Below are 13132 nucleotides of genomic sequence, written 5' to 3'. Positions count from 1 at the left end.
CCATGAAACACGTCATTTCTATCCTTCTGGAAAACGAACCGGGCGCACTGTCCCGTGTGGTGGGCCTGTTTTCGGCCCGTGGCTATAACATCGAGACCTTGACGGTTGCCCCGACTGAGGACGACACCTTGTCTCGTATGACGATCGTCACCCAAGGGTCAGACGACGTCATCGAGCAGATCACCAAGCACTTGAACCGTCTGGTTGACGTGGTCAAGGTGGTGGATCTGTCCGAAGGCCCGCACATCGAGCGTGAACTCATGCTGATCAAAGTGCGCGCCGTGGGCAAGGAACGTGAAGAGATGAAGCGTATGGCGGATATTTTCCGTGGTCGCATCATCGATGTTACGGACAAGACATACACCATCGAATTGACCGGTGTTCAAGACAAAATTGCTGCTTTCATCAATGCGCTGGATCGTACGGCCATTCTTGAAACAGTGCGCACCGGGGTCTCTGGTGTCAGCCGTGGCGAACGTGTCTTAAAGCTGTAAGCCAAGGCTTTTTCAGGACATAATTACCGCTTTTATCAAGGGGCTGCTTTTTTAAAGCAGTTCCACATAAAGGGTAAGCACGGCCTGACGCTGTGTAGACCGCGGTGGCCCTGTTCTGGAAGTAATGAGTCAAGGTCCTTTTTTGTGCCGCTGCAACACGAGCGGCCATTCTCGAATTGCTGTTTAAGCGAAATTATTAAATTTGGAGCACCTGAAATGAAAGTTTTCTACGACAAGGATTGTGATCTTTCCCTGATCAAAGGCAAGACCGTTGCTATCATCGGTTACGGCTCGCAAGGCCATGCCCACGCCCTGAATCTGCACGAATCCGGCGTGAACGTGGTTGTTGGTCTGCGTAAAGGCGGCGCTTCCTGGAGCAAAGCTGAGAACGCTGGCCTGAAAGTTCAGGAAGTGGCTGAAGCCGTTAAAATCGCTGACGTCGTCATGATCTTGTTGCCTGACGAAAACATTGCTGAGGTTTACCGCAACCAGGTTGCCGAGAACATCAAGCCCGGCGCCGCTCTGGCATTTGCTCACGGCTTTAACGTTCACTACGGCCAAGTCGTGCCACGTGACGATATCGACGTCATCATGATTGCTCCTAAGGCTCCAGGTCACACTGTTCGTGGCACCTACAGCCAAGGCGGCGGCGTTCCTCACTTGATCGCTGTTTACCAGGACAAGACCGGCGCTGCTCGCGACGTAGCTCTGTCCTACGCATCGGCTAACGGTGGTGGTCGTGCCGGTATCATCGAAACCAACTTCCGCGAAGAAACTGAAACCGACTTGTTCGGTGAGCAGGCTGTTCTGTGCGGTGGCGCTGTTGAACTGATCAAGGCGGGTTTTGACACCCTGGTTGACGCAGGCTACGCCCCTGAAATGGCTTACTTCGAGTGCTTGCACGAGCTGAAGCTGATCGTGGACCTGATCTACGAAGGCGGTATCGCCAACATGAACTACTCGATCTCCAACAACGCCGAATACGGCGAGTACGAGACCGGTCCTAAGATCGTTACTGAAGAAACCCGCAAAGCTATGCGTCAGTGTTTGGAAGACATCCAGACCGGTGTTTACGCCAAGAACTTCATCCTGGAAAACGCCGCTGGTGCGCCTACTCTGATTTCGCGTCGTCGTATCAACGCCGAATCGCAGATCGAGCAAGTGGGTGGCAAACTGCGCTCCATGATGCCTTGGATTGCCGCTAACAAGCTGGTTGATAAGTCCAAGAACTAAGTTTGATATCGGGGCGGGCTATTTACTCGTCCTGGTCTTGAACAAAAAACCGGCTGGCGTCTTCTGGCGCCAGCCGGTTTTTTTTATGCTTGTTTGGATGTGCTTGGTCTTGATTCGGCGTGTGATTATTTAAGTGACCCTTCAAGCGGGGGATTTTCTTGAGAGCCGTCCCACCTATATTGATGGTCAGCGTGTTGGAAATCATTGAAATGTGCTGGGTCTGATTCTAGCCTTTGTATTTGCTATGGCTCTGTCCGTCAGAAAGCCCTCAAGAAATAGCCGGGGGGCAGGTTACGGTAGATATCATCGAATCCGGCTCAAACTGTCCCTGTCCCTGTCCCTGTCCCTGTCCCTGTCCCTGTCCCTGTCCCTGTCCCTGTCCCTGTCCCTGTCCCTGCTGTCTTTCTGTAGACGACTGCCTGCTGTTTGCTTGGGCTTTTTGCGTTCTGTAGCGTGGCTTACAATGCTACATTCGAGTGTTCAGTCCTTAGCAACAATTCTTAAAGCATAAATTATGCCCACTTTGCCCAATGATGAAACCCGTCGCCGGCGTAGCATCTATCTTCTGCCCAATGCATTTACCACTGCCAATTTGTTTGCGGGGTTTTATGCCGTTGTGCAGGCCATGAATGGTCGTTTCGAGGCGGCTGCCATCGCTATTTTTCTGGCGTTGGTGTTTGATGGTATGGATGGACGCGTGGCACGTCTCACCAATACACAGTCGGCTTTTGGTGAGCAGTACGACTCCCTGGCGGACATGATTTCCTTTGGCGCGGCACCTGCTCTGGTCATGTATGTCTGGGCTATGCAAGGTTTGGGGCGTTGGGGGTGGTTGGCCGCCTTTATCTACGTAGTGGGTGGGGCATTGCGCCTAGCCCGTTTCAATACCAATATTGAGGTCGTAGACAAACGCTTTTTCCAGGGTTTGCCGAGTCCTGCCGCCGCCGCGCTGGTCGCGGGTTTTGTCTGGTTGGCCGTGGATAACAAGCTGTCCTTGCAGGTCAATGCCATTCCCTGGGTGGCTTTTGGTTTGACCATCTACGCCGGCTTAGCCATGGTTTCCAATGCACCTTTCTACAGCGGCAAGTCGTTCGCAATCAGCCGCAGCGTCCCTTTTTGGGGCATGTTGCTCTTTGTGCTGGTCTTTGTGTTTGTTTCTACCGACCCTCCCGTCGTGTTGTTTGGGCTGTTTTGCCTGTATGGGCTGTCGGGCTGGGTGGTGATGGCGTGGCGTTGGCGTCGCGCTCGTGCTTTGGCGCGACTTCGGCGTGGAAACAACTAAAATCCTGGGGCTTGATGGGCACTCAAGCCGAAATGCTTAACGTCTTCCCCGGTTTTTCGTTATAATCGTTTGCTGTGCTTGGCCCGCTGGGTTCGGCGCACTCAATCTCATTTTCAACACGTTAGGGCACCTCGGTCCTAACGCAAGTCTTAGAGGCTAAATAAAATGGCAGTTGCAGATATCAAAAAAGTCGATATCGTTTCCGAGTTTCAGCGTAAACAAGGCGATACAGGCTCCCCAGAAGTACAAGTGGCTTTGCTGACCGCTCGCATCAACGAATTGACCGGCCACTTTAAGGCCCACAACAAGGATCACCACTCCCGTCGTGGTCTGTTGCGTATGGTTAGCCGTCGCCGCAAATTGCTGGATTACCTGAAAGGTCGTAATCCAGAAGCTTACCGTGCTTTGATCGAAAAACTCGGTCTGCGTAAGTGATACCGGGGCTGGCTCCCCGCTAAACAACCGTGCATTCGGCGAACTGGTTTCGCGGTGTGCACGGTTTTTTTATTGTAAGGATTCTCCTAATGTTCAATAAAGTCACCAAGTCTTTCCAGTACGGCGAACATACCGTTGTGCTGGAAACCGGCGAAATCGCACGTCAGGCGTCAGGTGCCGTGCTGGTTTCGATTGAAGACACTGTTGTGTTGGCCACCGTTGTGGGCAAAAGCGAAGCGAAAGCAGGTCAGGATTTCTTCCCTCTGACCGTTGATTACGTCGAAAAAACTTACTCCGCTGGCAAGATCCCTGGTGGTTTCTTCAAGCGTGAAGGCCGTCAGTCCGAGCGCGAGATTCTGATCTCCCGCCTGATCGACCGTCCACTGCGTCCGCTGTTCCCTGAAGGTTTCTACAACGAAGTCCAGGTCATTATTCACACGGTATCGGTCAATCCTGAAATTGATCCTGATATCGCTGCCATGATCGGTGCCTCCGCTGCTTTGGCTATCTCTGGTATTCCTTTCAACGGTCCTGTGGGCGCTGCGCGCGTCGGTTACGTTGATGGTCAGTACGTGCTGAATCCTTCCGCCACGTTGCTGAAATCCTCTGCTCTGGATTTGATTGTGGCCGGTACCGAAGAAGCGGTGCTGATGGTTGAGTCCGAAGCCAAGCAATTGTCCGAAGAAATCATGCTGGGTGGTGTGGTGTTTGCTCACGAGCAAATGCAAGCTGCCATCAACTGCATTCACGAACTGGTTGAAGAAGCTGGCAAACCCGAGTGGAACTGGCAGCCTGCCGCTGTTAACGAAAGCCTGTTGGCTACGGTGACAAGCGCTGCGCAAGACGGTTTGCAACAGGCTTACCAGACACGCGAAAAGCAGGCTCGTACTGAGCAGCTGCGTGCCGTGTACGCTCAGGCCAAGGAAGCGGTGCTGGCTCAGGCTGCCGCCAATGACCAAGACAAGCCTGATATGGTTGCTGTCGAAAACATGATGTTCGATCTGGAAAGCCAGATCGTGCGTTCGCGCATCTTGGGCGGCGAGTCCCGCATCGACGGTCGCGACACTCGTACAGTTCGTCCTATCAGCATTCGTTTGGGCGTTCTGCCTCGTGCGCACGGTAGTGCTTTGTTCACGCGTGGCGAAACCCAGGCTTTGGTGGTCACCACCTTGGGTACCAAGCAAGACGAGCAAATCATTGACTCGATCATGGGCGAGTACCGTGATCGCTTCATGATGCACTACAACATGCCTCCTTTCGCTACTGGTGAAGCGGGCCGTTTCGGTGCTCCCAAGCGTCGTGAGATTGGTCACGGTCGTCTGGCCAAGCGCGCTTTGATGCCTTTGTTGCCTGCTGCTGAGGATTTCCAGTACTCCATTCGCGTGGTGTCTGAAATTACCGAATCCAACGGTTCTTCCTCTATGGCATCGGTGTGCGGTGGCTCCTTGTCCATGATGGATGCCGGTGTTCCCGTGCAAGATCACGTGGCTGGTGTGGCCATGGGTCTGATCAAGGAAGGCAACAAGTTTGCTGTGCTGACCGACATTCTGGGTGACGAAGATCACCTGGGCGATATGGATTTCAAGGTTGCCGGTACCGAGAAAGGTATTACTGCTTTGCAGATGGACATCAAAATCCAGGGCATTACCAAAGAAATCATGCAGGTTGCATTGGCTCAGGCACATGAAGGCCGTATGCACATCCTGGGCAAGATGAAAGAAGCGCTCGACGGTTCCCGCACTGAGATGTCTGAATTTGCTCCTCGCATGTTGACCGTGAAGATCAACCCCGAGAAGATTCGTGACGTGATTGGTAAGGGTGGTGCCACCATCCGTGCCCTGACCGAAGAGACCGGTACACAGATCGATATTTCCGATGATGGCACTATCACTATTGCTAGCGCCGATCTGGACAAGGCACGCGAAGCCGAACGTCGTATTAAAGAGCTGACCGCTGAAGTTGAAGTGGGTCAGGAATACGAAGGTCCTGTGATGCGTTTGCTGGACTTTGGTGCGATTGTGCAAGTTCTGCCAGGCCGTGACGGTCTGCTGCATATCTCCGAGATCGCCAACTACCGTATCGCTAACATCAATGACGTACTGAAAGTAGGTCAGGTTGTTAAGGTCAAGGTCATTGAGGCTGACGAGAAAGGTCGTCTGCGTCTGTCGATCAAGGCTATTGGCGGTATTGAAGCTCAAGGCGGCCCTGCTGCTCCTGCTGCTTCTTGATAGCGACTGTAGTTTAGCTAAAGAAAGACCCGCCTTTTGGCGGGTTTTTTGTCTCTGGTTCTGTGCTTTTTTGGACTAAAGCCAGGCTATTGTGCTTTCAAAAGCTGGTTTATCTAGTTATGGATATTCAGGCTTGTGTTGGGCGGGGGAGGGCCTTGACTGAGCCCGTTGCTTCTAGGAAGGTCTGGTAACCCAGATATCAGTGTGAGCGGGGGTATGGGGCAGGGAGGGGTATACAAAAAAGCCCACTAAAAGTGGGCTTTTCTGGGGTGGTCGATGTCTGTCTGCGATCAATAAAAACTCTGGTTTTTATTAAGAGGCAGAAATATTCGCCAGTCATTACAAGTACTTGGTGCATCCAGCCGGAATCGAACCGGCACGATCAAAGATCGAGGGATTTTAAGTCCCTTGCGTCTACCAATTCCGCCATGGATGCAGCGGGAGATGATGGCGGAAGCGGTGAGATTCGAACTCACGGATGGGTTACCCCATCGCCGGTTTTCAAGACCGGTCCATTCAACCGCTCTGGCACGCTTCCTATCAGTTGGGCTTTTCTCGGCAAGCCACGCGAGACAAAAAGCGTTGCGGCCAGGAAAGCCTTAAAGTGTAACGTATAAATTTGCCAGCGTCATGGAAATAATATGTTTTCATTGCAGGAATAGGGCGCTGATGCCAGTGCCTATGATAGATTGCAGCAAGTAAGGCGGCTGGCTACGTGTTGATCGTTAGGCTAGGCCGGGCAACTATATTCGATATCTGGGAGTAGGTATGCGCGCAGTTGAAATCACAGAATTTGGAAAACCAGAAGTATTGCGGGTGGGCGAACGGCCTATGCCGCAAGCGGGGCCAGGTGAGGTCTTGGTCAAGGTGATCGCTGCGGGGGTGAATCGCCCCGATGTATTGCAGCGGGCGGGTGCCTATCCACCCCCGGCAGGTGCGTCTGATATTCCTGGCCTGGAGCTGGCGGGTGAGATCGTGTCCGGTGATGTGGCGGGTAGCGCTTTTAACGTGGGCGATCAGATCTGTGCTTTGGTGACCGGCGGGGGCTATGCCGAGTACTGCGTGGTTCCGGTGCAGCAATGTTTACCCATTCCTGCCGGATTTAGCCTAATTGAAGCGGCTGGCTTGCCAGAAACCTTCTTTACCGTGTGGAGCAATGTGTTCGACCGTGGCCAATTAAGCAAAGGGGAGACCTTACTGGTTCATGGTGGTGCGAGCGGGATTGGGACAACAGCAATTCAGTTGGCTGTGGCTTTGGGGCATACCGTCTACGCCACTGCGGGAAGTGATGAGCGGGTGGAAGCCATTAACCGCCTGGGCGGGATTGGCATCAACTACAAAACCCAAGTCTATGAGGACGTCATCAAGAGCAAGACAGGGGGCCGTGGGGTTGATGTCATCCTGGATATGGTCTCAGGCGACTACATCAATCGAGACCTGAGTTGTCTGGCAGATGATGGTCGTATCGTTATCATTGCCTTGTTGGGCGGGGTGAAAGCCACAATTAATTGTGGTGAGATCCTGCGCCGTCGTCTGACCATTACGGGTTCTACGTTGCGTTCTCGTCCTGTTGAGTTCAAGGCGCAACTGGCGCGCGCTTTGCGCGAGCGTGTCTGGCCATTATTGGAGGCTGGTCAGGTGCGGCCTTTGATTCACGCTACTTTCCCTCTGGAGCAGGCCAGCGATGCCCACGCCATGATGGAGGCGGGCGAGCAGGTGGGTAAAATCATTCTTGTTCCCTAAAAGCAGCAAGGGGTGGCATGGCCACCCTTTTTCTTTCGGGCATAAGACGAATTTTCTGCCAAATATGCGCGAAAAGGATTGGCTCGCGCTACAATAGCCGGTTAGCTGCGTCCCGATTGTGGGCGTTGGTGTAACTTTTTGACTGGCATCAAGGGAGCAATGAGCGTACATTCTTCGCGTAAACGACTGGTTGCGGGTAATTGGAAATTAAATGGCTCGCTTGATGGCAACAGCCGTCTGCTGCAAGAACTGCTCGTTCAGCCTGATGCGCAGGCAGATTGTGATGTGCTGGTATGCGTTCCTTATGTGTATTTGCCTCAGGCGGCAGATATCTTGAAAGGCTCAGCCATTGCTGTTGGTGCCCAGGATGTCAGCGTACATGTCAAGGGTGCGTACACCGGTGAAATCTCGGCGGCCATGCTGGCGGATGTGGGCTGCCGTTGGGTGATTGTTGGGCATTCCGAGCGCAGGCAATATCACCAGGAAAGCAGTGCTCAGGTTGCTGCCAAGGTTGTGGCAGCGCTGGATGCGGGCTTGACGCCTATTGTCTGTATTGGCGAGCAGTTAGCCGATCGAGAGACGGGGCAAGAAACCTGTGTGGTGCAAGATCAGCTCGAACCGATCAAAGCCCTGGGTGCAGAGGTGCTGACTAAGTTGGTGTTGGCTTATGAGCCGGTCTGGGCAATTGGTACTGGTCTGACGGCAACGCCAGAGCAAGCGCAGCAAATGCATCAACAGATTCGCGCCTATATGGAGTTGGATCAGTTGCGTATTTTGTACGGTGGCAGCGTGAAGGCGGATAATGCCGCAGAGCTGTTTGCTATGCCGGATATTGATGGTGCCTTGGTGGGTGGTGCATCTTTGGATGCGCAGGAATTTTTACGTATAGTGGCCGCTTAAAGGGTCTGGAGTCTTTAAATGCAAGATTGGATGTCTTCCGTTCTGATGGCGGTGCAGGTTATCTCCTCGCTGTTAATTATTGGTCTGGTTCTGTTGCAGCAAGGCAAGGGCGCCGATATGGGCTCGGCCTTCGGCGGCGGCTCGGCGGGTAGCGTGTTTGGTGCGGCGGGTGCGGCCAACTTTTTGTCGCGTATGACTAAATGGGCGGCTATCGTCTTTTTTGTGTCTACCGGTGGTTTGGCTTGGGTAGCTCACCACCCCGCTCAGAAAGTTGAGGCGGGTGTGATGCAAGGTTACGAATCCTCTGTGCCTGGTGCTGCTTCGGTGCCGGCTCCAGCGGCTGTGCCGGGCGCCGTGCCTCCGGCTGCTCCTGCGGGCCAGGAAGTGCCTGCGGTTCCTGCTGCTGAGTAAGTTTGGCTGATCTGCCTATTTGGTTCTGCTCTCTATATTAGATTAGAGGCAACAAATATCTCCAGAGAGCTGGTAACGCAGCATGACAGCAAAGCCCGTCTTTATGGCGGGCTTTGCTTATTTAGTGGTGTTTGTGCCGCGTAGTGCTGAGTCCCTGTTTTTTTAAGGGTTTTGGGCTGTTTTGTACTGACAGTATTGCTTTTGTCATGCTAATATCGCTGTCTTGATTGCTTGCCGACGTGGTGGAATTGGTAGACACGCTATCTTGAGGGGGTAGTGGCGAAAGCTGTACGAGTTCGAGTCTCGTCGTCGGCACCAAATAAAATAAAGCGGGAACGCTCTGTGATTGCAGAGCCTGGAAATAAAACCTGATCCTGAAAAGGACAGGTTTTTTTTTCGTCATTGTTGGGCATCGAGGGTTCTATATAAGAGCCTGGCTTCTAGCCTCGTTTGCTTTTTTCGGGCTCACTTGAAAAGTGGATAGACGTGAGCGCATGGGTATTCGAGGTGCTGGTTTCTTTATTCTCACAATATGAGAAAAATTAAAGCTAGTTGATTGGAGCTTGGAGTGCTCAAGAGTGATTGAGGTGGCTTTGAGTTGATTCTGGAGGTCGACTTGGGTTTCTGTCTGATTTGCGAAAAACCAGCATTGGCGACCGATTGCTCGCAAGACTTAAAGCAAGTTCTTAAGAAGATTCTGACCGTAGCCCGCTAATTAGCACTGCTGGCCTAAGCCGCCTGGAAAGCCCCTTTAAGTGGCTTTTTGTTGTGTATAGCCAACAGGCTGTGCACAAACATTCACGTTTCCGAAGGCTTTCGTAGTCAAGCGACGGGAATTTTGATGCAATAACGTTAACTTCCCATCGCGGAGTTAGAAAGAGCAGCAGCACTGTTGTAGTTGGGCTGCTCTGATTTACTCAAATCTACGGAGATTTCTTACATGAAAAAGACTCTGCTCGCTGCTGCTCTGATGGCCGGCTTCGCTGGCGTCGCACACGCAGAAACGTCTGTCACCCTGTACGGCATTCTGGACGCTGGTATTGGTTACCAAAAAGTTAAGGGTAGCGAAGGTTACGGTCAAAGCACTAACCCTACAGCTATCAACTCCAAGCGTACTGGTCTGATCAATGGTATTCAGTCCGGCAACCGTTGGGGCCTGAAGGGTTCCGAAGATCTGGGTGATGGCCTGCGCGCTGTGTTCGTTCTGGAAAGCGGCTTTGATCTGGGTACTGGTAACTCTGCTCAAGGTGGTCGTTTGTTCGGTCGTCAAGCCACTCTGGGTCTGGCTGGTGACAGCTGGGGTCAACTGGACTTCGGTCGTCAAACCAACATCACTTCCAAGTACCTGAGCGCTATTGCTGATCCTTTCGGCGGCGGCTTTGACCAGGCTAACATCGGTGGCGCATTCACATCCGCTAACACCGTTCGTTACGACAACATGGTCATGTACCAAACCCCTAACTTCTCCGGCTTCCAGTTCGGCGTTGGTTACTCCTTCAACGGTGACGGCAAACAGTCGTGGGACAAGGATCTGCCATTGGTTGGTGGCGGTACCGCTAACTCCAAAGACTTCAACAAACAAGCTATCACCACCGGTCTGCGTTACGCTAACGGCCCAGTCGGCGTTACTGTTACTTATGACCAGATCCGTAAGCGTGGTCTGAACCCAGCTACGATCGGTGGCCAGCCTGCTGCTACCTACAACGGTGCGCAAGATACCACTGTTAAGTCCTGGAACATCGGCGGTAGCTACGACTTTGAAGTCGTGAAAGCTTACTTGGCATTCGGTCAAACCCGTAACGGTTTGTTCGAAGGTCAGTCCTACGGTGAACTGAACCAGCAAGCTACGCTGGGTAAAGGTCTGAAAGTTAACTCCTACCTGGTTGGTCTGTCCGCACCTGTTGGCGCCGGCACCATCATGGGTTCTTGGACAATGGCTGACCCAAGCTCGGCTCCTGACAGCTTTGCTAACAGCACAGGCCCATGGGAACTGAAGAAACAGCACACTTTCAGCCTGGGTTACAGCCACCCACTGAGCAAGCGCACGAACGTGTACGCAATTGGCTCCTACGCCAAGAACGTATACTTCATGCCTGATGCTAAGTCCACACTGATCGGTGTTGGCCTGCGTCACCAGTTCTAATCGTTTCGCGTAGCTTGTCTACGCGTTGCGATCAGCAAACCTTCGGGTTTGCTTGAGCTGAAGAAGTATAAAAAGCCATCCTTCGGGATGGCTTTTTTATTGCTTGTTTGTGGGGTGTACTTGGTTTGTTTGTTTCGCCCGGGTATGTGAGTTAAGGCGTGGGCCGCTTACATGCTTATTGGCTTATGGCTGCTTTGGTGGTGTGGTCTCTCGTTTTATGTGGTGGTCACTGTAGTGCTCGTAGGGGTGGTAGGCGCTGCTGATGTGATTGTTTTTTGCCTCTTCTATGCTGGGCTGTGTGTATGGTGGATTTCTTTCGGGCTCGTGCACTGTTGTTCCGACCCTCTGGTCGTGTTCGTCTTGCTTACAAAATAAGTATAAAAAATCGATTTTTAATTCTTAATAGCTGACATTCTCCTTACAAAAGCGAGTAAGATAATTAATTAAAGCTTCAAACCACAACCCTTAATAAAGTAAATAATCAATAGTTGAAGGGTTTTCGGTCAGGTAGCTGACAGTTTTTGCGGCATGGGTGCAACACCCACGCCTAGATGTAATGGTTTGGGGTTATCCCTCAAAACTGTGCTCTCAAAATGCTACAATCCAAGAGTTTATTTACTGCGATTGGATGCTTTGCATGAACCTGCAAGAGTACTTTCCCGTTTTGCTATTTATCATCGTCGCCACTGGGATTGGCTTGGCACTGCTTTTGGTTGGTCGAGTGTTAGGTCCAAACCGCCCCGACCCTGAAAAGCTCTCTCCTTACGAATGCGGTTTTGAGGCATTCGGCGATTCGCGCATGAAGGTGGATATTCGTTACTACCTGATCGCGATCCTGTTCATCATGTTCGATCTGGAAATCGCTTTTCTGTTTCCCTGGGCTATGGCCAATGGGACAGTAGGCCTGGTTGGTTTCTGGACGGTTATGGCGTTCTTGGCCGTTTTGACGGTCGGTTTTATCTACGAATGGAAAAAAGGCGCTCTGGACTGGGAGTAACCCATCCATAGAGAACCCCAACACGGGTTTTCGCGTCTGCTGCTGGGCATAAGGGGCACGAGGATGCGTCTTGATGACAGCGGGTTTGGTCAGCAACAGGATAGGCCGGGTCTTCCCAGTGCCTGATCCGGCAAAAGGCAACTACTATGGCTATCGACGGCATTCTCAAAGAAGGTTTTGTGACGACCAGTGCAGATAAGTTTCTGAACTGGGCAAAAACAGGGTCTATGTGGCCCATGACATTTGGTCTGGCCTGTTGTGCAGTGGAAATGATGCACGCTGGCGCGGCTCGTTATGACCTGGACCAATTCGGCATTATTTTCCGTCCCAGCCCACGTCAATCTGACTTGATGATTGTGGCGGGTACCCTGTGCAACAAGATGGCACCTGCCTTGCGCAAGGTGTACGACCAGATGGCCGAGCCTCGTTGGGTTGTATCCATGGGCTCCTGTGCCAACGGTGGCGGCTACTATCACTACTCCTACTCGGTTGTGCGCGGCTGTGATCGCATCGTGCCGGTAGACGTGTATGTGCCGGGCTGCCCTCCGACCGCTGAAGCTTTGGTTTATGGCTTGCTGCAAATGCAGAACAAGATCCGTTTGACCAATACCATCGCACGCTGAACGGTTAGAACAGGCTAAACAAGACTATGACACGGCTAGAAACTTTAAAAACCAACTTGTTCTCTATTCTTGGTGAGCAGGCTGCGTTGACGCAAGCGCGCAATGAGCTCACTTTGGAAGTGCCGGTTGATGCGTGGGTCGATACCTGCACCTTGCTACGCGACCATGCTGACCTGCGCTTTGAAACCTGTATAGATTTGTGCGGAATTGATTATTCCGCCTGGAAGGCACCTACTTACCAGGCTGCAGCGGGTCAGTTCCCCCATCGCTTTGCCGTTGTGCTGCACCTGATGTCCTTGACGCACAATTGGCGCCTGCGTGTGCGCTGCTTTGTGCCTAACGACGATTTCCCCGCTTTGCCGACGCTGTTCGAGGTCTGGCCTTCGGTGAACTGGTTCGAGCGCGAAGCGTTTGACCTGTACGGCATTATTTTCGAGAACCACCCTGATCTGCGTCGCATTCTGACCGACTACGGTTTTATCGGTCATCCTTTCCGCAAAGACTTCCCTATCTCCGGTTACGTCGAAATGCGCTATGACACCGAGCAGAAGCGGGTCATTTACCAGCCCGTCACCATTGAGCCGCGAGAAATCACGCCGCGTGTGGTGCGCGAGGACGATTACGGAATTGGGCGATAAGCATC

At 52.5% G+C, this 13132-nt stretch carries 13 protein-coding genes and 3 tRNA genes; 13 read left to right on the top strand and 3 right to left on the bottom strand.

The genetic code is table 11. The features are described 5' to 3' along the window. Positions 1–2 precede the first annotated feature (2 nt). Positions 3–494: an acetolactate synthase small subunit gene (ilvN, locus tag IE156_RS03955; protein WP_189391150.1), complete on the top strand. Its 492-nt coding sequence runs from the start codon at positions 3–5 to the stop codon at positions 492–494. A gap of 216 nt (positions 495–710) precedes the next feature. Further along, complete coding sequence (gene ilvC / locus IE156_RS03950) at positions 711–1727, top strand: ketol-acid reductoisomerase (protein WP_189391149.1); 1017 nt, start codon at positions 711–713, stop codon at positions 1725–1727. Positions 1728–1749: 22 nt separating this feature from the next. Here the strand turns inward: ilvC and IE156_RS03945 are convergent, their stop codons facing one another. After that, a complete protein-coding gene (locus IE156_RS03945; protein WP_189391148.1) occupies positions 1750–1932 on the bottom strand; it encodes a hypothetical protein in 183 nt (60 codons plus the stop codon). 309 nt (positions 1933–2241) lie between these two features. On the opposite strand from IE156_RS03945, the gene pssA reads away from it, so the two are divergent. The 3 genes from pssA to pnp all read left to right on the top strand — a co-directional run bounded on the left by pssA (position 2242) and on the right by pnp (position 5672). Further along, positions 2242–3009 (top strand): CDP-diacylglycerol--serine O-phosphatidyltransferase, encoded by a 768-nt coding sequence (pssA, locus tag IE156_RS03940; RefSeq protein ID WP_189391147.1) that lies wholly within the window; start codon positions 2242–2244, stop codon positions 3007–3009. 165 nt (positions 3010–3174) lie between these two features. Then, positions 3175–3444 carry a 30S ribosomal protein S15 gene (rpsO, locus tag IE156_RS03935; RefSeq protein ID WP_189391146.1) on the top strand — a complete coding sequence of 90 codons (270 nt, stop codon included), beginning with the start codon at positions 3175–3177 and terminating at the stop codon, positions 3442–3444. Between the two features lie 89 nt (positions 3445–3533). Further along, on the top strand, positions 3534–5672 hold the full coding sequence (gene pnp, locus IE156_RS03930; protein ID WP_189391145.1) for a polyribonucleotide nucleotidyltransferase: 2139 nt from the start codon (positions 3534–3536) through the stop codon (positions 5670–5672). A 350-nt stretch (positions 5673–6022) separates the two neighbouring features. Here pnp and IE156_RS03925 read toward each other — a convergent pair. Continuing rightward, positions 6023–6108, bottom strand: a tRNA-Leu gene (locus tag IE156_RS03925). A gap of 12 nt (positions 6109–6120) precedes the next feature. After that, positions 6121–6210 (bottom strand) — tRNA-Ser (locus IE156_RS03920). A 230-nt stretch (positions 6211–6440) separates the two neighbouring features. Between IE156_RS03920 and IE156_RS03915 the strand changes: the two genes are divergently transcribed. The 8 genes from IE156_RS03915 to IE156_RS03880 all read left to right on the top strand — a co-directional run bounded on the left by IE156_RS03915 (position 6441) and on the right by IE156_RS03880 (position 13127). Further along, complete coding sequence (locus tag IE156_RS03915) at positions 6441–7415, top strand: NAD(P)H-quinone oxidoreductase (RefSeq protein ID WP_189391144.1); 975 nt, start codon at positions 6441–6443, stop codon at positions 7413–7415. Between the two features lie 159 nt (positions 7416–7574). Then, positions 7575–8315, top strand: coding sequence for a triose-phosphate isomerase (tpiA, locus tag IE156_RS03910; RefSeq protein WP_189391143.1), 741 nt, complete (start codon positions 7575–7577; stop codon positions 8313–8315). Positions 8316–8333: 18 nt separating this feature from the next. Continuing rightward, complete coding sequence (secG, locus tag IE156_RS03905) at positions 8334–8726, top strand: preprotein translocase subunit SecG (protein ID WP_189391142.1); 393 nt, start codon at positions 8334–8336, stop codon at positions 8724–8726. Positions 8727–8959: 233 nt separating this feature from the next. After that, positions 8960–9044 (top strand) — tRNA-Leu (locus IE156_RS03900). A 622-nt stretch (positions 9045–9666) separates the two neighbouring features. Next, positions 9667–10869, top strand: a complete 1203-nt coding sequence (locus tag IE156_RS03895; protein WP_189391141.1) for a porin — start codon at positions 9667–9669, stop codon at positions 10867–10869. A gap of 637 nt (positions 10870–11506) precedes the next feature. After that, entirely contained in the window at positions 11507–11866 is a 360-nt protein-coding gene (locus tag IE156_RS03890) for an NADH-quinone oxidoreductase subunit A (protein ID WP_189391140.1), read from the top strand. A 146-nt stretch (positions 11867–12012) separates the two neighbouring features. Next, complete coding sequence (locus tag IE156_RS03885) at positions 12013–12489, top strand: NuoB/complex I 20 kDa subunit family protein (RefSeq protein WP_003801059.1); 477 nt, start codon at positions 12013–12015, stop codon at positions 12487–12489. A gap of 26 nt (positions 12490–12515) precedes the next feature. Continuing rightward, a complete protein-coding gene (locus IE156_RS03880) occupies positions 12516–13127 on the top strand; it encodes an NADH-quinone oxidoreductase subunit C (protein ID WP_189391139.1) in 612 nt (203 codons plus the stop codon). Positions 13128–13132 lie beyond the last annotated feature (5 nt).

Source organism: Alcaligenes pakistanensis (assembly GCF_014652815.1).
Lineage (GTDB): Bacteria > Pseudomonadota > Gammaproteobacteria > Burkholderiales > Burkholderiaceae_B > Alcaligenes > Alcaligenes pakistanensis.
The sequence above is the reverse complement of the archived record's forward strand: the minus strand, read 5'-3'. Positions and strand labels throughout refer to the sequence as shown.

What these genes read in the sequence shown, in the direction of transcription:
- IE156_RS03915 (WP_189391144.1), top strand. Translation starts at nt 6,441, where the DNA reads ATGCGCGCAGTTGAAATCACAGAATTTGGAAAACCAGAAGTATTGCGG.
- IE156_RS03885 (WP_003801059.1), top strand. Translation starts at nt 12,013, where the DNA reads ATGGCTATCGACGGCATTCTCAAAGAAGGTTTTGTGACGACCAGTGCA.
- IE156_RS03880 (WP_189391139.1), top strand. Translation starts at nt 12,516, where the DNA reads ATGACACGGCTAGAAACTTTAAAAACCAACTTGTTCTCTATTCTTGGT.
- rpsO (WP_189391146.1), top strand. Translation starts at nt 3,175, where the DNA reads ATGGCAGTTGCAGATATCAAAAAAGTCGATATCGTTTCCGAGTTTCAG.
- IE156_RS03890 (WP_189391140.1), top strand. Translation starts at nt 11,507, where the DNA reads ATGAACCTGCAAGAGTACTTTCCCGTTTTGCTATTTATCATCGTCGCC.
- tpiA (WP_189391143.1), top strand. Translation starts at nt 7,575, where the DNA reads ATGAGCGTACATTCTTCGCGTAAACGACTGGTTGCGGGTAATTGGAAA.
- pnp (WP_189391145.1), top strand. Translation starts at nt 3,534, where the DNA reads ATGTTCAATAAAGTCACCAAGTCTTTCCAGTACGGCGAACATACCGTT.
- secG (WP_189391142.1), top strand. Translation starts at nt 8,334, where the DNA reads ATGCAAGATTGGATGTCTTCCGTTCTGATGGCGGTGCAGGTTATCTCC.
- ilvN (WP_189391150.1), top strand. Translation starts at nt 3, where the DNA reads ATGAAACACGTCATTTCTATCCTTCTGGAAAACGAACCGGGCGCACTG.
- IE156_RS03895 (WP_189391141.1), top strand. Translation starts at nt 9,667, where the DNA reads ATGAAAAAGACTCTGCTCGCTGCTGCTCTGATGGCCGGCTTCGCTGGC.
- ilvC (WP_189391149.1), top strand. Translation starts at nt 711, where the DNA reads ATGAAAGTTTTCTACGACAAGGATTGTGATCTTTCCCTGATCAAAGGC.
- IE156_RS03945 (WP_189391148.1), bottom strand. Translation starts at nt 1,932, where the DNA reads ATGATTTCCAACACGCTGACCATCAATATAGGTGGGACGGCTCTCAAG.
- pssA (WP_189391147.1), top strand. Translation starts at nt 2,242, where the DNA reads ATGCCCACTTTGCCCAATGATGAAACCCGTCGCCGGCGTAGCATCTAT.